General features: G+C 37.6%; 11 protein-coding genes. 9 read left to right on the top strand and 2 right to left on the bottom strand.

The window, feature by feature from the left end:
- Nucleotides 1-19: 19 nt before the first annotated feature.
- The gene (locus HU137_RS07405; protein WP_182043140.1) at nucleotides 20-571 is read right to left on the bottom strand and encodes a glutathione peroxidase; all 552 of its coding nucleotides are present in this window, start codon (nucleotides 569-571) and stop codon (nucleotides 20-22) included.
- A complete protein-coding gene (gene ccsA, locus HU137_RS07410) occupies nucleotides 568-3846 on the bottom strand; it encodes a cytochrome c biogenesis protein CcsA (RefSeq protein WP_182043141.1) in 3279 nt (1092 codons plus the stop codon). The genes HU137_RS07405 and ccsA overlap by 4 nt, the downstream gene beginning before the upstream one ends.
- Nucleotides 3847-4070: 224 nt before the next feature.
- Between ccsA and HU137_RS07415 the strand changes: the two genes are divergently transcribed.
- From HU137_RS07415 to HU137_RS07455, 9 genes are all read left to right on the top strand, one after another.
- Complete coding sequence (locus HU137_RS07415; RefSeq protein WP_182043142.1) at nucleotides 4071-6788, top strand: two-component regulator propeller domain-containing protein; 2718 nt, start codon at nucleotides 4071-4073, stop codon at nucleotides 6786-6788.
- A gap of 205 nt (nucleotides 6789-6993) precedes the next feature.
- Nucleotides 6994-9939 (top strand): SusC/RagA family TonB-linked outer membrane protein, encoded by a 2946-nt coding sequence (locus tag HU137_RS07420; protein ID WP_182043143.1) that lies wholly within the window; start codon nucleotides 6994-6996, stop codon nucleotides 9937-9939.
- 12 nt (nucleotides 9940-9951) lie between these two features.
- Entirely contained in the window at nucleotides 9952-11367 is a 1416-nt protein-coding gene (locus tag HU137_RS07425) for a RagB/SusD family nutrient uptake outer membrane protein (RefSeq protein ID WP_182043144.1), read from the top strand.
- An 11-nt stretch (nucleotides 11368-11378) separates the two neighbouring features.
- Entirely contained in the window at nucleotides 11379-12740 is a 1362-nt protein-coding gene (locus tag HU137_RS07430) for a glucoamylase family protein (protein ID WP_182043145.1), read from the top strand.
- Nucleotides 12741-12987: 247 nt separating this feature from the next.
- On the top strand, nucleotides 12988-14376 hold the full coding sequence (locus HU137_RS07435) for a glucoamylase family protein (RefSeq protein ID WP_182043146.1): 1389 nt from the start codon (nucleotides 12988-12990) through the stop codon (nucleotides 14374-14376).
- A 107-nt stretch (nucleotides 14377-14483) separates the two neighbouring features.
- Nucleotides 14484-15188, top strand: a complete 705-nt coding sequence (locus tag HU137_RS07440; protein ID WP_182043147.1) for a carboxylesterase family protein — start codon at nucleotides 14484-14486, stop codon at nucleotides 15186-15188.
- Nucleotides 15189-15205: 17 nt separating this feature from the next.
- Nucleotides 15206-17491 carry a beta-glucosidase BglX gene (gene bglX / locus HU137_RS07445; protein WP_182043148.1) on the top strand — a complete coding sequence of 762 codons (2286 nt, stop codon included), beginning with the start codon at nucleotides 15206-15208 and terminating at the stop codon, nucleotides 17489-17491.
- A 43-nt stretch (nucleotides 17492-17534) separates the two neighbouring features.
- Nucleotides 17535-19031, top strand: a complete 1497-nt coding sequence (locus HU137_RS07450; protein ID WP_182043149.1) for an MFS transporter — start codon at nucleotides 17535-17537, stop codon at nucleotides 19029-19031.
- A 68-nt stretch (nucleotides 19032-19099) separates the two neighbouring features.
- Complete coding sequence (locus HU137_RS07455) at nucleotides 19100-19939, top strand: endonuclease/exonuclease/phosphatase family protein (protein ID WP_182043150.1); 840 nt, start codon at nucleotides 19100-19102, stop codon at nucleotides 19937-19939.
- Nucleotides 19940-19991 lie beyond the last annotated feature (52 nt).

Consider the following 19991-nt stretch of genomic DNA (forward strand, 5'->3'; position numbering starts at 1 on the left):
ACTAATCACTTGTTACTATTTACTTCTTTTCTATCCATTTGGTGATTTTCTTGCTGTCCGGTTTGGTGATCGAATAAAAATAATCTTCCAGCGTTCCATCTTCATTGATGATGTATTTTTGGAAATTCCATTTTACGGACGAATTTTTCTTTCCGTTCAATTCCTTTTGCGTCAAGAATTGGTAAATAGGCGCGATGCTGTCTCCTTTGACGGAAATTTTGCTCATCATAGGGAAAGTTACACCATAATTTATTTTACAGAATTCAGCAATTTCTTTATTGCTACCCGGATCTTGCTGCCCAAAATCATTAGAAGGAAATCCGACAATCACAAAATTATCGTCTTTGTATTTTTGGTAAAGGGCTTCCAAACCTTCAAATTGTGGTGTGAAACCACATTCAGAAGCGGTATTGACCACCAATATTTTTTTGCCTTTTAGCGTTGCGAAATCAAATGTTTCGCCACTGATGTCTTCCACTTTATAATCGTAAATTGTTTGCATTGTTTTATCATTTTGAGCTTTGCATGAAATCATGAAGATAGACAAAGCAATTAGACTGAAGATTTTCATTTTTTTACCGTTTTATAATTTCTTTTTCGGTTAAATTTCCGATCTCTAATGTACGAAATTACAGTGAGCAATAGCATTGAGCTAGAAGCTATGTAAATCCAATTTGGAATTGGAATCGCGTCGCCTGCTGCATAGGAATGTAATCCCGATAAATAATAATTCACTCCGAAATAAGTCATGATGATGGACCAAATCGCCCACATACTCGCCATGTTAAATGCCCATTTTCCACGTAATCCCGGAACTAATCTTAGGTGCAAAACGATGGCGTAAACGATTACGGATATAAAAGCCCAAGTTTCCTTAGGATCCCAACTCCAGTATCTTCCCCAACTTTCATTGGCCCACATTCCACCGAGAAATGTTCCAACGGTTAACGTAAATAGACCAATAGTGGAAGCCATTTCGCTAACTATGGTGATTTCTTGAATGGATTGTTTGATTTTTTTCGTTGGTTTGAAACAAAGAAGGATCAATGTAATTACCCCAATTACAGCCGATAAACCAAAGAATCCATAACTCGAAGTAATGATCCCTACGTGAACCATCAACCAATAAGATTTAAGAACCGGAACCAAAGGCGTGATTTGAGGGTCGAGTAAACCTCCTCCGTGCGCAAATCCCATCATGATCATTGCAACAATGGCTCCTGATGCCGGAATGAAAGCATTCCTGTTTCGGTACAAAATCAATCCTGCCAAAACGCCTATCGACGAAATGAATACAATCGCTTCATATCCATTGCTCCAAGGAGCATGTCCCGACAAGTACCATCTTACCGCCAGTCCCAAAACATGGATGATGTAACTTGTGAGCATTAAGCCTAAAAAGAACAGCGTCAGTTTATGAATGATTTTTCTAAATCTATTCTCAGAAGATAGCACTTCTAAAAAGGCAAGTAACAGCAAAATAGAACCAATCATGGTGTAGGCGATCATCAGCCATAGGAAAATGTTCGTTTTGTTATACAAAACTTCCAAATGAACTTTTGAGTCTGAAGGAATGACATTTTTCCCCCATTCATGTTGGTAATCATGGATTGCTTTTAGTGAAGCATCTGCTTTTTTCCAGTCACCTGTTTGGAATCCACTTTTTAAATCATTGAAATAATTGGTGATGAAATCATAAGCAGTTTTGTCAATTTCGATTGGATTTTCATCTGTACTGTAAATCCAGCTTGTCCAAGTTTCGCCCGGGTCATTTTTTACCGGGATGATTTTGGTGTAATAGCCATAGACGATGTTGTTGAAAACATTGAAACGTTCTGTTACATTGAGGATTTCATTGTCTCTTTTGGATCTGTCAGCAGCACGTTTACTAAAAGCAGCATTGTATTGACTTTCTAATTTGAATTGACCTGTCTCTGGATTGACCAACTTCATATAAGTCGTATATCCATTTTCATCGACCTCTAATTCTGCATTAAGTTCCTCGCTGACATTCATGACCCTGATCAAAGGTTCATTGGCCCATGAAGAAGGATCTATTTGCAAAGAGAGAAACCATTGATCAGAAGTTAAATCTTCATATTTGTCTTTTTTGTAAATTTTTCGAAGCAATTCCAATGTGTGCGTATTCATCGGTTTGATCCGTCCTTCAAAATCCTGAACCAATAAATGGGAGAATTTCTCAATATGTTCCGGGTCTACGATGAATTTTTTTCCTAATTCGTCAGGATGAGCAAATTGAGCCGATGGTTGCACTTGTTTATGTTCGGCAGGAATGGAATCGACATGTTGGTGGTTATGTTCTGCATGAGCAGAATCTTGAGCGTTTCCAGTTCCGATAAATAATAGAAATGGCAATAATACCAATCCTTTTTTATGCAAATTGGTCAATTGTTGGTTCAATTTCCAAAAATGAGTTCCCTTCCAAAAAAGAGAGGCAAATAATCCGAAAAACAATAAGAAATAACCTACATAAGTGATGTTTGTTCCCCACCAGTCCGCATTGACTGACAGAATTGTTCCGCCTTCATCAGGAAAATAGCTGGCTTGAAAGAACCGATAGCCTCTGTAGTCCATGACATTGTTCATGTAAACATGATGAGGAGTTTCTTCGCCTTTGTCGATTACGGTAATTTCGCTTTCAAATGAAGAAGGGCTTGCTGAACCGGGATAGCGATCTAGAATGAAATCATCACAACGGATGGAAAAAGGCGTGTGGATAATCTTAGAACCAAATCCAACCGATATACCCAAACCGTTAATTGTCGTGTTTTTACTAAAGGAAGTAATGCCTCTTCCGCCTATGATGGTTAAAGTGTCTTTTTCAGCGCCGGAGGCTAATTCTACGATGATTGCTCCGGGCAATTCCTTGTCCATCGCATTGGTTTTATCGCCTTTGTAATAAACGACTTTTCCTTGAAATGCCGGAGTCGGAATGATAAAATTGGTGTTGTTAATCGTGTATAAAGTCCTGTAATTGAGGAGTTGGGGTTGGTTGATTTCAATTTTCCCGGATTGTTCCGCCAATAAAGCTGAATCCGTTACCACTCCGACTTGTTGCCCGGTCATGGTCATGAATTGTCCATCAAATGGAGAGTTGATCATCAATTTCCCTTCTTGGTCTATTAACTGGACAGAACCTTCAATCGGGTTGTTGTAGCTGACCATAGTTCCAGCTACATTTTTAATTTCGCCTTCGGCGATAAATTCAGATTCTCGTCCACTTTGTCCCATCGTTACGATTTCGAGCATTTTTTTACCGGAATTGGTTTTTTGAATGGAATCTTTGGCAAGAGGAATGTAGTCTAATGTCTTTAAAGTTACTATTTTATCTCCAAAGCTATAGTCTTTCTCATAAGTTCTTTTAAATGGCCAAGGCGTATCTTTTCCGTTAAAATGCGACATCATGTACGCATTTTTATCATATCTTAATGCGCGTTCTTTGTCGTTGATTTCCAATTTGAAATAGGTGCGGTCGCTGATGATTTCGTTTGTGGTCTCCCCTTCACGTATGGGCATTTGACCTTCAAAACTGATGTATCTTGTGATGGCTCCACCGATGAAAATAAAAACAAATGATAAGTGGAAAATCAAAACCGGCCATTTTTCTCTGCGTAATAAACGATAGCGTTTGATGTTTCCGATGAAAAGTATGATCAACCATAACATCAATATTTCAAACCATTTGGATTCGTAAATTAAGGTTTTTGCAGTTGGGGTGTCGTAATCATTCTCTATAAAAGTTGCAACTCCCATGGAAATGGCAAACAAAAACAGAAGAACCGTCATGGTTCGGGTGGAGAAAAACATTTTTTCGATGCGCGTCATTTTATCAATCCTAAATTAACTCACAAAAATACATCATGGTCAGTGATATAGCACTTTGGACTTTGTGATTTTTGTTAGATTTAACGCTTCGGTTATAATTTAAATTAAATCTAAATAATTAGTTTCGCATCAATTAAAATGATGTGTGAGATCAAAGTATTAATTTAGTATATGAATTGGTGATGAGGTATTTTCGTTTTTATTTACTGATATTTTTAATTGGAATGCTGCTTTTTCCTATGGTAGGAGTGAGTCAACAACAGCTTACTCCTTATGTGAAAAATTATTCCAAATTAAATTATGAAGGTGAAGCTTTGGTTTGGGGCATCACCCAAACTGCTGATCGTCAGCTGTATTTTGCCAACAATAAAATTCTGCTTCAGTTTGATGGGAATCGTTGGCAACACCATTGGCTTCCTGAAAAAACGATCATTCGTTCCGTTTTTGCTGTAGAAAATAAAGTTTTCACAGGTTCATATATGGAGTTTGGATATTGGGAAATGATGGATGGGCATTTGACCTATACCTCACTTTCTAAAAAGTTTAAATTATTTGAAGAAAAGGGAAATGATGAAGTTTGGAATATTTTTTCATTTCAAAATAAAATTTATTTCCAAACTTTTTTCTCCATCTACATTTATGATGGGAAAACAATCAAAACTGTCAAAACGCCGAGCCAAATCACCTATGCTTTTCCGGTTAAAAATCAGATTTACGTTGCTTCGATTACAGAAGGAATTTATCGTTTTGAAAATGGAGCATTCTATCCCGATAAGAGGATTGATCAGCTGAAAAATAAAGTGATTCATTCCATTTTGCCGTATAGAAATGGATTGATGATTTTTACGCAAAAGGAAGGTGTTTTTATATTTGAGAACGATGAGATAAGCAGTTGGAAAAATGATTTGAACAAAACATTTCAACTAGAAATGATCAACTCTGCTTTGAGAATTTCGGATTCGAAATATGCAGTTGGAACTTCAGGCGATGGCTTGTACTTGGTTGATATCGAATCTGGTAACTACACGAATTTGCATAAAAATAATGGAAGTCTTCAAAATAATTCTGTTTTAAGCATTTTTCAGGACAAAGAATCCAATCTTTGGTTGGGGCTTGATAATGGAATTTCATTTGTTCAAAATGATGCCAATTCGTTTGTATATCAGGATTTTACTGGTAAACTAGGAAGTGTAAATGCCATTCAAAAAACGGAAAATGGATTTCTATTGGGGTCCAACCATGGTTTATATGCATTAGAAAATGGAAAACTTCAGTTGATTCCTGGAACACAAGGTCCTGTTTGGAGCATTGCCAAAGTTGGGAGTCAATTCATCATCGGTCATAATAATGCGACGATGATTTATGAAGGCGGGAATTTACAGAAAATCAATGCTTTACCGGGTGGTTACCGTTTTGAAAAACAAGAAGATAATTTGTATTATCAAGCCAATTATGTAGGACTTTACCAATATCAATTCATAAATGGAAATTGGGTGCATGAAAAATTAGCACCGAAATTAATAAAACCCATCAACCAGTTTTTCAAAAAAGAAGAATTTGTATTGGCAACTGACATGTACAGAGGGGTTTATAAAATTAATTTGGAAAACAATGAATTTGTTGAAGTTCAAGCAGAAGACAAGTCCCATTTGTACAATTCAAAAATGGTTGAAATCAATCAACAACTTTATTTCTTGTCCAATCGGATTTGGTATGAATTAGACAATTGGTCCAATCAACTTAAAAAATCTGATCGACTGAACGAACTTTTACCGACAGTTAATAACATATTGCCACTTGGGAAAGATATATTTTTGGTAGAATCCAATTCCATTTTATCGGTTGTGAAAATTGAAAATCAAAAGATGACATGGGTGAATATTCCTGATAAATATTACAAGGGTAGAGTGGTAAATGATTGGATATCAGGGTACTTAAAAAATAATTATTTGTATTTAAATCTGGACAATGGTTTTTTGGTACATAAAGTTTCATTTGAAGATACAGCCGATGCAAAGGTTTTTATCAACGCTGAAGGAAATGGAAAACAGTTCATAAGAGGAGAGAAATTAGGTTATTATAATAATGCCATAGACTTTTTTATTTCTACCCGAAAATATGGATATGCTGATATCAACTTATATTACAAATTGTCTCCTTCAGATCAAAAATTTCAGCCTATCAAAAATGGTAAAATAAGTTATACGCATCTCCCAAATGATAGTTATAGTTTGGTAATTGCCAGCAAATCAGGAAAAGAATTTACGGTCATCGACACTTTTGATTTTACAGTAAAGAAGCCTTGGTTTATTTCTAATCTGATGATTTTGATCTATTTGGTATTGGTTTTTCTGGTTTATTTCCTTTACCATAGTTTCATCCAAAGACAGAACAAACAGAAATTGGCGCAATTGCAACATGAGATTGAATTACAAAAAGAATTGGTCTGCATAAAAACGGAAGCAGAAAGAAAAGAAGCAGAGCACTGGGTGGAAATGCAGAAATTAGAACAAGACATCAAATCAAAAACCAGTGAATTGGCATCTAAAACACTTTCTGTAGCATCTCAGAGTGAATTGTTAAAAGAATTGGAATCCATACAGAAAGGGATAGAAGAAAACACACCGACTTCAACTATTAAAAAAGACATCAGTAAAATCTTACGCGATTATAATTATAACCAAAACGAATGGAAGGTTTTTGACACCAATTTAAATGAGTTGCATGAGGACTTTGTTTCCAGATTGGTCAAATCCTACCCAAACCTTACACCAAAGGACATCCGATTGGCCATTTTATTGCGCATGAATATGTCCTCAAAAGAGATCGCTCCACTGATGAGGAAAAGTTTCAGAAGTGTGGAACTACAACGTTATAGATTGCGAAAGAAATTGAAGCTTTCCTCCAAAACGAACCTATCAAAGTTCTTTATCGAGTTTTAGGTTATACATCAAATTTTAAATCAGACTACATCATTACTACATCATTTTAATATTGTTTCATATACAGTAAATGACCCCAAACCCTTTTCTATAAAGGATATTGAACGAAGTGTATTTTTTACACCCTTTGATGTTTCTTTTATGTGTTTTTAACATTTTGATAACACATCATCCTCTTTTAACTTTGAGACAAACATTAAATAGTATGAGGAAAATAGTAATTACAGCAATTCTCTTGTTCTTTACCTGTTCGGTTTGGGCACAAGAAGATTCCATCCAGATTGATGATTATTATGTAGAGGATTTAGATTCTATAGGTGATGATTTTGGATTGGAATTGGAAGAAACCGTAGTCATCGGTTACGGTACACAGAAACGGGGTGATTTGACATCCTCTGTTTCATCTGTAAAAGCAGAAGACATCATGACACAGCCTGCCACAACTGCGATGCAATCTTTGCAAGGAAAATTGGCCGGGGTGAACATTGTCAATACAGATCAGCCAGGTGCGACGCCAAGTGTTGTCATCAGAGGTTTGGGAACCGCTCTTGGTGGAAGAAATCCGCTCTATGTAGTCGATGGTTTGATCGTTCCAAACATTACCAATATCAACCCAAATGACATCGAAACCATCGATGTAATGAAAGATGCTGCTTCATCTGCCATATATGGAGTTCGTGGCGCAAATGGTGTGGTAATCGTAACGACCAAAAGAGGGAAAAAAGGAAAACCAAGAATCAATTACGATGCTTATATGGGCTTTAGAACCATTTTGAATAAAGTGGATATGGCCAATTCTGATCAATATGTAACTTATTTTAATGAAGAACAAACGATTCTGGGTTCTACCAATTTTTTGTCTACAGATCAGCCTTATGATACAGATTGGTATGATGAATTGTTGAAAACAGGATTTATCAATAACAATAGCATTTCGATTGCCGGTGGAGGTGATGATGTCAATTACTTTTTTGCATTGGATCACTTTGATGAAAAAGGAATTTTGGATGGTCAAAACTTTAACAGAACCACCCTCAGAAACAACAATGATTACAAATTATTTGATGATCGAATTACCATCAAACAAAATATCAATGTGACGTTTACAAACGAAACGCCAAAACCAATGGGCGCTTTCAATACAGCATTTAGACAAGCGCCAATCGTTCCGGTGAAATATGATACGGGACAGTGGGGTATGTCTTATTGGAATCAAACAACAGGAGTCGCCGGATTTACCGGAAATGAAGGAGATGTCATCGGTTCATTAAACAATGCAGGAAACCCTGTTTCACAAGTGTATTTCAACAATGTGAACAACAAAACCACAACTTTACAAGGGAATTTGGAAATCGGATATGAAATCATTGAGGATTTTACTTTTACTTCCCGTGCAGGCGGAACCAAATATTGGTACACAAGCGAAACTTTCACACCAACCCGAGATTTATGGTTGGCAGCAGATCCGAGAAGAACGATGGATGAATTTATTGCAGGTCAAACTGCAAATCCAAACAATACTTCTTGGGCCAATAATTCATTCTCTCGAGAAGAAATCAATACGACTAGATGGCAATGGGAAAATTTCATCACCTATGATTTGGATTTTGGCAACCATAATTTGACATTAGTTGGAGGAATGTCTTCAGAAGAAATCGGTGTCGGAGGTAGATTTTATGGAGTAGGTTACGGTGTTCCGGATCAAAATAATTATTGGAGCATCGACCATGCAGATGGAACTTATGATAAAGTAGTAGAACAAGTCAATTATACACCATTGCGTTTCCTTTCTTATTTCGGGAGAGTACAGTATGATTTTGATAACCGGTATTATATTTCCGGAGTATTTAGAAGAGATGGAACCAGTACATTTAGAACCAATAATGAATATTGGGGAAATTTCCCATCCTTCAGTGCAGGTTGGAACATATCCAATGAAGAATTCTTGAGTGGAAACAATACCATTAATTTCTTGAAATTAAGAGGAGGTTGGGGTAGATTGGGGAATGCAGATGTTCCTTTTAATGTAACCAACACACTGACAGATCCAGGAAGTGCCAATATGAACTATGTTTTTGGGCCAGGTCAAGATTTAATTTTTGGGGCTTATACTGGCACACCTGCTCTTCCAATTAGTTGGGAAATCGTAGAAGAATGGGGGGGAGGTATTGACTTCACCTTATTTGGGAATAAACTCTCTGGTTCATTTGATTATTATAACAAAACTACTGAAAATACTATTTTAAATATTAGAACTATTGGTACTTCTCCATATTCAGGTGAATTTTACGATCATGCAGCTGAAGTAGTCAACAAGGGTTGGGAAGCAGCGCTTGGTTGGAAAGACACTTCCAATTCCGGTGACTTTTCTTATGAAATCAATGTGAATTTCAACATGAATGACAATCAAGTTACACATGTAGAAGATGGTTATGGCGGAATGATCGGAGGTTCCCTAGGGAATGGTTCTATCACCAAACGTTTGGAAGAAGGACATGCCATCGGATCTTGGTGGATGTTTGAAACAGAAGGCGTTTGGCAAACACAAGAAGAAATCGATGCCAATGCGCATCTTTCAGGTGCAAGACCGGGTCATTTAAGATATGTGGATCAAAACGGAGATGGACTGATCGATGATCGCGATAAAAAATTCTTCGATTCGTATTTGCCTGATTATAATTATGGTGTAAACATCACTTTAACTTATAAAAGAATTGACTTAAATGTTTCAGGTTATGGAGTTGGTGGAAACCAAATCTACAATGGTTTGATGAATACAAGATGGGGTGGTGAGAACATTACAGCAGATACTTTCAACGATCGTTGGACAGGAGCTGGTTCTACAAACGAACATCCGGGTGCCAACCGTGATTATGAAGCTTCAAACTATTATTTGGAAGATGGAGATTTCTTCAGAATCAATAACATCACCTTGGGATACAATTTCAAAGACATGATCAATGGTGTTCGAAACCTAAGATTGTATGTAACCGCTCAAAATCCATTTATTTTCACAAAATACAGTGGATTCTCGCCTGAGTTGAACGGTACGGGAACAGATGCAGGAAATCCTTACCGATTGACCGGTGTTGAATTGGATGCTTATCCAACTACCAGAACCTTTTTGATGGGCGTTAATGTTGAATTTTAATTGAATTGAATTATGAAAAATATTACGAAATATTTATTGCTAATTGGAATTTTCGTTCTAAGCGGATGTTCTGACGACTTTTTGGAAGTAGACCCGGAAGAAGATGTATTGGAATCAGACAGTGGTGAAGTCTATACACCTGAAATGTATGTCAATGGCGTTTATGGTTATTTGACGGATTGGACCTATGCATTTTCTTGGTTAGGCGTAACCGAAATCATTTCAGATAACGCTGACAAAGGAAGTTCTCCTTCTGATACCGGTGGAGACAAACATCTATTGGATGCCCTGGAACATACCAGTACAACAGGATCTATTGAAGCTTGTTGGACAACTTTTTACAAAACAATTGGTAGAGCCAATATTGCGATCCAATACACCGAAGAATACGGTTTAACAGATGAAACCTATAAAAATCGTTTGATCGGTGAAGCCAAATTTCTACGTGCGCTTCATTATTTCTGGTTGGTCAGAATGTTTGGTGATGTGCCGATTCAGGTTGTAGATGATCCGGCATCTTGGGAAACAAGAGTTGCAAAAGCCGAAGTTTATGCCTACATCGAACAAGATTTATTGGACGCCATCTCCACATTACCCAATAAAAGTGATTATCCATCGATGGATTTAGGTCGCGCTACAAAAGGTGCAGCACAAGGACTTTTAGCCAAAGTTTATTTGTACCAAGAAAAATGGCAAGACGCTTATGATATGGCCGGAACTGTGATGAGTTCAGGACAATATGGTTTGGAAGCTGACTACGGAACAATTTGGAGAGCATCTACTGAAAATGGAACAGAATCATTATTTGAAGTTCAAGCTCGTGGTGAATCCATCAACCACGGTGTGAATCAATATTCCCAAACTCAAGGCGCACGTGGTTCCGGAGGTTGGGGTTGGGGCTTTAATGTTCCTTCCGAAAATCTTTTAAATGCGTTTAACAATGCGAGTGATACTATTCGTCGTGATGGAACCATCATCTTCAGAGGGGAAACTTTATGGGATGGAAGAGAAGTTCCAGAAACTGTTGAAAACCCGATGTATAACGAAAAAGCTTATTCAAGCGCTAACTTAGGCGATAGTGATACTGACAAAAATATCAGAATCCTCCGTTATGCAGAAATCCTTTTGATTCGTGCAGAAGCCGCAATTCACGCTGGAGGAGATGTTGCCACACCATTGAATATGGTGAGAAATCGTGCAGGGTTAACCTCCATTGCCAATCCAACCGTTGAACAAATTTGGTTAGAAAGAAGATTGGAATTGGCATTTGAACATGACCGTTGGTTTGATTTGGTTAGAACCGGACAAGCAGAATCTGCCATGGCAGCTGACGGGAAAACTTTTGTAGTTGGAAAACATGAATTGTTCCCTATTCCAAATTCACAATTGATTCAAACTCCAGCCATGACCCAAAATCCGGGTTGGTAATTGATTAAATAATGAAAAAGAACTTCATTTTATTTATATGTTTTATAGCAGCGATGGGTTGTAATCGACCGGCTTCTGAAGCCTCAGCAGATGCCGGTTCGATTACAAATAATGATGAAGAAATGTTGATGAATCAGGTTCAGCAAGATGTGTTGAAATATTTTTGGGATTTTGCTGAACCCAATTCATTATTGGCCAGAGAAAGATACCATCCGGACGGAAATTACCCTGAAAACGATGCAAATGTCGTTACCTCTGGTGGCTCCGGGTTTGGTTTGATGACTTTGATAGTTGGAATTGACAGAAATTTTATTCCCAGAGAAGAAGCGGTGTTGCGCTTGCATCATATGATGGATTTTTTAGAGAAAGCTGATCGTTTTCATGGAGCTTGGCCGCATTGGATGAATGGAGAAACCGGAAAAGTAAAATCGTTTGGAAAAAAAGACAATGGTGGTGATTTAGTAGAAACGGCATTTCTTGTCCAAGGACTGATTTGTATCAAAGAATATTTCAAAGACGGAAATGAATCTGAAAAACAATTGGCTGAAAAAGCAGATCAACTTTGGAAAGGTGTAGAATGGAATTGGTACACAAAAGGAGAAGAGGTTTTGTATTGGCATTGGTCTCCCGAATATGAATGGGAAATGAATTTTCCGCTCGAAGGATACAACGAATGTTTGATCACTTATGTTCTTGCAGCTGCTTCGCCTGATTATTCGATTGAAAAAGAAGTATTTACAAAAGGTTGGAGTCGTTCAGGCGAAATCAAATCAGAAGCAAAAAAATTTGAAATTCCTGTAATCGTCAACCACAATGGCGCAGTAGGATCAGTCGGTCCTCTGTTTTGGTCGCAATATTCTTATTTGGGTTTAAATCCTAAAGGTTTATCAGACGAATTTGTCAATTATTGGGATCTAAATGTCAATCATTCAAAAATTATGTATGAATATGCTTTAGAAAATCCTAAAAAATTCAAAGGTTACGGAAAAGATTTTTGGGGTTTAACCGCAAGTTATACCCTGAAAGAAAATGGAGAAACAGGCTATACAGCGCATTCTCCACAAAATGATAACGGCGTGATCACACCGACTGCTGCTTTGTCGTCTTTTCCTTATACACCCAATGAATCCATGGATTTTTTAAAATTCATTTACAACAAAGAAAACAAAGATAAATTCATAGGACCTGCAGGGCCTTATGATGCTTTTTCGATAGAGGACGATTGGGTAGCGAAGCGTTTTTTGGCGATTGACCAAGGAACGATTGCGCCCATGATTGAAAATCACCGTACAGGTTTGATTTGGAAATTGTTTATGCAAAACGATGACGTGCAAAGAGGATTGGCGAAATTAGGTTTTAAAGTAAATCCATAATCCAAAACGCTGTAGGATTTTCATAAAGATAGAAAGAATGTAGGTAGGAATAATAATTTGTGAAATTGTTTGGGTGTGTGTTTTTGAATAAAAACCATGACAAAACATCAAAGAGAAATAGATGAAAATTTCACAATTAAATCAAATTCTTATGCTAGTTCCGTAGGAACAAAACATGGGTAGAACAGAAAAAAAATAAATTCAAATTAAAGTTCCGTAGGAACGAAACGTAGAAAGAAATTTTTACATGTACAAAAAGATAATTTATATATTCTTTGGTTTAATGCTGATCAATTGTAGTTCGTCTGATGATTCCATTCCGGTAACGGATGATGGAGACGGAACTGGCGAACCTGATCCAATAACCGAAATTGAATTTGATCCAATTGACAACAATGAATTGATGGACATCGTTCAGAGAGAAACTTTCAAATATTTCTGGGACTATGCAGAATCCAATTCCGGAGCTGCGCGTGAACGTTACCATCCAGATGATTCCGGAAATAGTGCGAATGTAGTTGCAACGGGAGGTTCAGGTTTTGGGTTGATGGCGATTTTGGTCGGAATAGAAAGAGGATTTATTTCTCGAGAGCAAGGTTTTCAACGCATCCGTACGATTTTAAACTTTTTTGAAAATGCAGATCGTTTTCATGGAGCTTGGCCGCATTGGCTCAATGGAAATTCGGGGGCAGTTATTCCATTCAGCACAGTTGATGACGGTGGCGACATCGTCGAAACTTCCTTTTTTGCAATGGGACTCATTTCAGTTAGAGAATATTTTAATAATGGAAATTCGGAAGAAATCAATTTGGCAACTCAAGCCGATGAATTATGGAAGGGAATCGAATGGAATTGGTATACAAATAATGGAAATCAATTGATTTGGCATTGGTCGCCTGATCACGGTTTCGCTATCAATTTAGCCTTAAAAGGATATAACGAGACTTTGATTACTTATGTTTTAGCCGCAAGTTCACCTACTTATCCGATTTCACCGGAAACCTATCATTTCGGTTGGGCAAGTGGTGGCGGATTTCTAAATTCCAATGTTCAATTTGAAATTCCAATACTGGTAAAACATGGTGGTAGTTCTTCCCATGTTGGCCCTCTGTTTCTTTCGCATTATTCTTTCTTGGGATTAGATCCTAGAAATTTAATAGATCAATATGTAAATTATTGGGACGTCGCCAAAAATCATGCTTTGATCAATTATCGATATGCAATTGAAAATCCAAACGAACATGATCATTATGGACGATATGTTTGGGGGCTAACGGCTAGTTATACCTATCAATCAGGAGGTGGAATGGGCTATGCAACACATAGTCCCGGAAATGATTTGGGTGTGATTGCGCCAACGGCAGCAGTGAGTTCTATCGTTTTTACTCCGGAACAATCCCTAGATGCCATGCAATATTTTTATCATAAAAGAGAAATTTTGATGGGTCCAGCCGGATTTTACGATGCCTTTAGTCCTGAAAGAAATTATTGGGTAGCAAATGGATATTTAGCCATAGATCAAGGACCTATGATGATCATGATCGAAAATTATAGAACCCAAATGATGTGGAATTTATTTACGGGAGCAAATGATGTTCAGCAAGGTCTTGTGGATTTGGGATTCAGTTATGAATGATATTCTTTGCTTTATAGTAAAGTGAGGGAGGTTTGGTAAAGATATCGTCAGGTCAATTCTTATTCATAGTTAGGTTGACCTGTACGGTATCTTAAAAATTAAAAATGATGACAAAAAAAATATACATATTCATTCTAATTTTACTGTCGAATTTGAATTTCGCCCAGCAAACCACAGGCAAATTCAAAGACAAAGTTTCGATTCAATTTGAAATCAATTACTTGCTTCGTTTACCCGAAAATTCGCAAGGAAAATATCCATTATTGGTTTTCCTTCATGGCGCAGGCGAACGTGGAACCGATATCAACAAGGTCATAGCAAATGGACCGCTTCAGGAGAAATACAAAGAATTCACCAAACATTTTGCAATCCTTGCGCCGCAATGTCCAGAAGGTCAATATTGGGATGTGGAAACGGTTTATCAATTGATTCAAAAAATAATTAAGGACAATAAAAACATCGATACCAACAGAATTTACCTCACCGGACTCAGTATGGGCGGTTGGGGAAGTTGGCGATTGGCAGAAAAACACCCTGAACTTTTTGCTGCATTGGTACCGGTTTGCGGACCTGCAGGACTTCCTGAAAAACGCGAAGCGCATTTGGTCAAAAATATTCCGACCAGAATTTTTCACGGTGCTTTGGATGATATCGTTCCGGTAGAGAATTCGATCATGATGTATCAGGAATTGAAAAGTTTTGGGGCAGATGTGGATTTGATAATTTTCAAGGACGACAACCACAACAGTTGGGATTCCACTTATTCCAATCCGGAATTGTACAAATGGATTTTAGAGCAAAAAAAGAAATAATAAGAAAACACGAATTTATGACACAGAAACTGATTGTATTATGTACGCTTTTCGGATTTGCATTTGGTTTTGGCCAGAAAGTAAAATTTGACAAGAATAAACCGAAAGACCAATTCATCAATGAGATCATTTCCAAAATGACTTTGGAAGAAAAAATCGGACAATTGAACCTTCCGAGTTCAGGAGATTTCACAACCGGACAAACCAAAAGTTCCAACATCGGGAAAAACATCGAAGCCGGAAAAGTAGGTGGATTGTTTAACATCAAAGGTGTAGAGAGAATCAGAGACGTACAGAAAGTTGCGGTCGAAAACAGTCGTTTAGGGATTCCACTGATTTTCGGGATGGACATTATCCATGGATATGAAACCGCATTCCCTATTCCACTTGGATTAGCTGCGAGTTGGGATGTGTCAGTTTATGAAAAAATGGCGAGAATTTCAGCTCAAGAAGGAACGGCTGATGGGATCAATTGGACTTTTTCGCCTATGGTAGACATTTCCCGTGATCCGCGTTGGGGCAGGATTTCAGAAGGTGGAGGTGAAGATACTTTCCTCGTAAGCCAAATGTCCAAATACATGGTCAAAGGTTACCAAGGAGATGATTTAGCTGCAAAAAATACCATGATGGCTTGTGTGAAACACTTTGCACTTTATGGTGCACCGACTGCAGGCCGAGATTACAACCATGTCGATATGAGCCGTTGGACAATGTTCAATACGTATTTTCCTCCTTACAAAGCGGGAGTTGATGCGGGAGTTGGTTCTGTCATGATGTCTTTCAATGATGTCGATGGGGTTCCTGCAACTGGAAACAAATGGTTGATCGATGATGTATTACGTAAACAATGGGGATTTGATGGGTTTGTGGTAACGGATTATACCGGAATCAACGAAATGATCGCACATGGAATGGGTGATTTGCAACAAGTTTCTGCAATGGCGATGAATGCCGGAGTGGATATGGACATGGTCGGAGAAGGTTTTTTAACAACGCTTGAAAAATCTTTGAACGAAGGAAAAGTAAACATCGCTCAAATCGATGCCGCCGTCAGAAGAATTTTAGAAGCCAAATATGATTTGGGTTTATTTGAAGATCCTTATCGGTACATCGACTCCAAACGCGCTAAAAAAGAGGTTTTCGCAAAAGAACACGTAGCCGAAGCCAGACGAATTGCAACCGAATCTTTCGTTTTGTTGAAAAATGAAAATCAGGTTTTACCATTGAAACCCGACGCCAAAATTGCTTTGGTTGGTCCGATGGCAGATGCAGCGGACAATATGCCCGGAACTTGGTCGGTAGCAGCGAGATTTGAAGCTTCGGTTTCACTCAAAATGGGATTGAAAGATAAAAATGTAGTTTACGCGCACGGAGCGAATTTGGTAGATGATAAAGTGTTGTTTGACAATGCAACGATTTTTGGGAAAAAACCAAAATGGGACGAAAGAAGCGCCGATGAATTGATCAAAGAAGCGATTGAAGCCACTAAAAATGTAGATGTGATCATAGCAGCCGTCGGAGAATCTTCCGAAATGAGCGGTGAAAGTAGCAGCATGGTCAATTTGGATATTCCGGTGGCGCAGAAAAGATTGTTACAAGCGATGTACGATACCGGAAAACCGGTTGTCGTAGTACTTTTTACAGGTAGAGCCAAAACCTTGATGGAAGAAAATGAAAAGGCCGATGCGATTTTAAATACTTGGTTTGGTGGAACGGAGTCCGGAAATGCAATAGCAGACGTTTTATTTGGAAAGGTAAATCCAAGTGGTAAATTGCCTTTGACTTTTCCGAGAAGCGTTGGGCAAGTACCGATTTATTATGCGCATTTCAGTACAGGTCGACCTTTGAGTGATGAAAAATCCGATGGTTGTACATTTGAGAAATTCAGATCGAATTATTTGGACGAATGCAATACGCCTTTGTATGAATTCGGATATGGACTTTCCTACACAACTTTTGATATTTCGAATTTAAAGTTGGACAAAACAACATTGAATCAAGGAGGTTCTTTAAAAGTTACGGTTCAGGTAAAAAATACCGGAAATTATGATGGAGCAGAAGTAGTGCAATTGTACACCCGAGATATGGTAGGTTCTATTTCACGTCCCGTAAAAGAATTAAAAGGTTTCCAAAAAGTTTTCTTGAAAAAAGGAGAATCCAAAACCGTTGAATTTAATTTGACAACCGAAGATTTGAAATTCTACAATGCTGAAATGAAATTTGTTGCAGAACCGGGAGAATTTGAAGTTTTCGTAGGGAATTCATCAAATGCCAAATTAAAATCCAAATTCGAGTTAAAATAATTATCTTGCCTCGATTTAGTTTTAATTAACACAAACATTAAATATGAGTAATGAATTTCAGACGACAAGATGGGGGCAATTTATTTCCTTGGTCATTGTATTTTTCTTTTGGGGATTTGTAGCAGCGAGTAATGATATTTTAATTCCTGTTTTTAAAGAAGCCTTTCATTTAAGCCAAGGTCAAAGCCAATTGGTTTCTGTGGCTTTTTATGTCGCTTATACCGTTGGGTCTATTATTTATATGATCATTTCGCTTGCGATCGGTAAAGATTTGATCAACAAAATAGGATATAAAAATGCTTTGATCATCGGATTGGTCGTATCGGCTTTGGGAACTTTGCTGTTCTATCCGGCGGCCAATTCAGAGTCTTTTCCCTTGATGCTTTCCGGTCTTTTCATCGTAGGTTTAGGATTTTCCTTACAACAAACTGTAGCGAATCCGCTTGCAATTGCACTGGGACCTGTCAATACCGGTTCTCAGCGATTGACATTGGCTGGAGGAATCAATAATTTCGGAACGACGATCGGTCCCTTGATCGTGAGTTTTGCCATTTTTGGCTCAGCAACCGGGTCCAACACAGATGCGAGCATAGAAAGTGTGAAAATCCCTTATTTGTGTTTGGGATTGGCCTTTATATTGGTTGCGGTATTTTTGAAATTTTCAAAAGTTCCCAACAAACCTCAGATCGAAGAATCCGTCGAAGAAGTGGAAGAATTAGGTGTTGATGCTATTTCACATCCAGAATCAAACCTCGAAACCAAATTTGTGAAAAACACGAGTAGAAAATCTGCTTTGAGTTATCCGCAATTATTGTTGGGAATGTTGGCAATATTCATCTATGTTGGGGTTGAAGTTTCGACAGCGAGTAATTTGCCCGCTTATATGGAAAAAGATTTAGGATTTTTGGTAAAGGACGTTGCGCCTTATATTTCTTTGTATTGGGCGAGTTTGATGATTGGACGTTGGTCTGGAGCTGTTGAAGCATTTAATTTGAGCAAGTCAAAAGAGAAATTTGCCAAAATTCTAGCGCCTTATTTGGCATTTGGTGTTTTTTTATTGGTGAATTTAATAGCAGGACATGATTTAGGACCATTTTATATTTATGGAGTGGTCATTTTGGTTTTAATTGCTGCCGACTATTTGAGTAAAGGGAATCCAGTTCGTATGTTGTTGATTTTCTCTATTTTAGGAATCACGGCGACCGGAATCGGGATGGCGACCTCAGGAATGATCAGCGTTTATGCTTTTACGAGTGTAGGATTATTTTGTAGTACACTTTGGCCTTGTATCTTTACATTGGCTGTTGCAGGTTTGGGGAAACATACCAGTCAGGGCAGTTCTTTCTTGATCATGATGATCATGGGAGGTGGAATAGTGAGTTGGATCCAAGGTATGATTGCGGATGCAACTACCATTCATTTCAGTTATATCGTGGGCATCATTTGTTTTGCTTATTTGGCGTTTTATGCTTGGAGAGTAAAAGGAATTTTGAAAGCTCAAGGTATCGATTATGATAAAATAGTAGGTGGTGGACACTAAATTGAAAAGTATAAATTAAATTAAAATCAACCTCACAGGTAGTCTTGTGAGGTTTTTATTTGAGAAAAATGAAAAAAATCATCCAAATATTGATCCTCTTAATTGGAATTCAAACCATTGGACAAGAAAATTATTCCATTATGAGTTACAACATCCGCCTCGGTTCTGTGGACGATGGTGAAAATCATTGGGATTTACGCAAACAGCATTTGGTAGATTTGATTCAATATTATGAGCCCGATTTTCTCGGTACGCAAGAAGGTCAAAGTCCACAATTGAAATTCATTCAAGCAAATTTAAAGGGATATGAATTCATCGGAAAACCCAGAACCCTAGACGAAAACGGAGAGTTCACTGCCATTTTTTACAAAAAAGATCAATTTGAAATCCTTGAACAAAATACATTTTGGCTTTCGCAAACGCCCGATAAAATTTCAAAAGGTTGGGACGCCGATTACGAACGAATTGCAACTTATGTTTTGTTCAAACACAAATCAAATGGAAAACAAATTTGGGTAATCAATACGCATTTCGACCACATCGGAAAAGAAGCCAGAAGAAATTCTGCTTTGATGATTTTGGAAAAAGTCAAAGAATTGAAATCAAAAAAAGATGTTCCGGTTTTTGTAATGGGTGATTTTAATGCTGTTTCGACAGATGAGCCGATTCAGATTTTGACAAAAGAATTGAAAGATACGCGCGGGATTTCCAAATCAAAACCTTATGGTCCAGAATATACTTTTACCGGATTCAGGTTTCCAAAAGATGAAAATCTTTTATTGGATTATATATTTCTAAATGAAAATTCAAAAGTAGAAATCCAGAAACATTTAGTGATTGATGATTTTTACGGTGATGGAAAATATCCCTCAGATCATCTTCCGGTTTTAGTGAATTTTAAATATTAATTAGAATTAGTCAATCAAACCTCACAGGTTTTAAAAACCTGTGAGGTTTTAA

This window comes from Moheibacter lacus, assembly GCF_014042165.1.
GTDB classification, from domain to species: domain Bacteria; phylum Bacteroidota; class Bacteroidia; order Flavobacteriales; family Weeksellaceae; genus Moheibacter; species Moheibacter lacus.

What these genes read in the sequence shown, in the direction of transcription:
- HU137_RS07405 (WP_182043140.1), bottom strand. Translation starts at nt 571, where the DNA reads ATGAAAATCTTCAGTCTAATTGCTTTGTCTATCTTCATGATTTCATGC.
- ccsA (WP_182043141.1), bottom strand. Translation starts at nt 3,846, where the DNA reads ATGACGCGCATCGAAAAAATGTTTTTCTCCACCCGAACCATGACGGTT.
- HU137_RS07415 (WP_182043142.1), top strand. Translation starts at nt 4,071, where the DNA reads ATGCTGCTTTTTCCTATGGTAGGAGTGAGTCAACAACAGCTTACTCCT.
- HU137_RS07420 (WP_182043143.1), top strand. Translation starts at nt 6,994, where the DNA reads ATGAGGAAAATAGTAATTACAGCAATTCTCTTGTTCTTTACCTGTTCG.
- HU137_RS07425 (WP_182043144.1), top strand. Translation starts at nt 9,952, where the DNA reads ATGAAAAATATTACGAAATATTTATTGCTAATTGGAATTTTCGTTCTA.
- HU137_RS07430 (WP_182043145.1), top strand. Translation starts at nt 11,379, where the DNA reads ATGAAAAAGAACTTCATTTTATTTATATGTTTTATAGCAGCGATGGGT.
- HU137_RS07435 (WP_182043146.1), top strand. Translation starts at nt 12,988, where the DNA reads ATGTACAAAAAGATAATTTATATATTCTTTGGTTTAATGCTGATCAAT.
- HU137_RS07440 (WP_182043147.1), top strand. Translation starts at nt 14,484, where the DNA reads ATGACAAAAAAAATATACATATTCATTCTAATTTTACTGTCGAATTTG.
- bglX (WP_182043148.1), top strand. Translation starts at nt 15,206, where the DNA reads ATGACACAGAAACTGATTGTATTATGTACGCTTTTCGGATTTGCATTT.
- HU137_RS07450 (WP_182043149.1), top strand. Translation starts at nt 17,535, where the DNA reads ATGAGTAATGAATTTCAGACGACAAGATGGGGGCAATTTATTTCCTTG.
- HU137_RS07455 (WP_182043150.1), top strand. Translation starts at nt 19,100, where the DNA reads ATGAAAAAAATCATCCAAATATTGATCCTCTTAATTGGAATTCAAACC.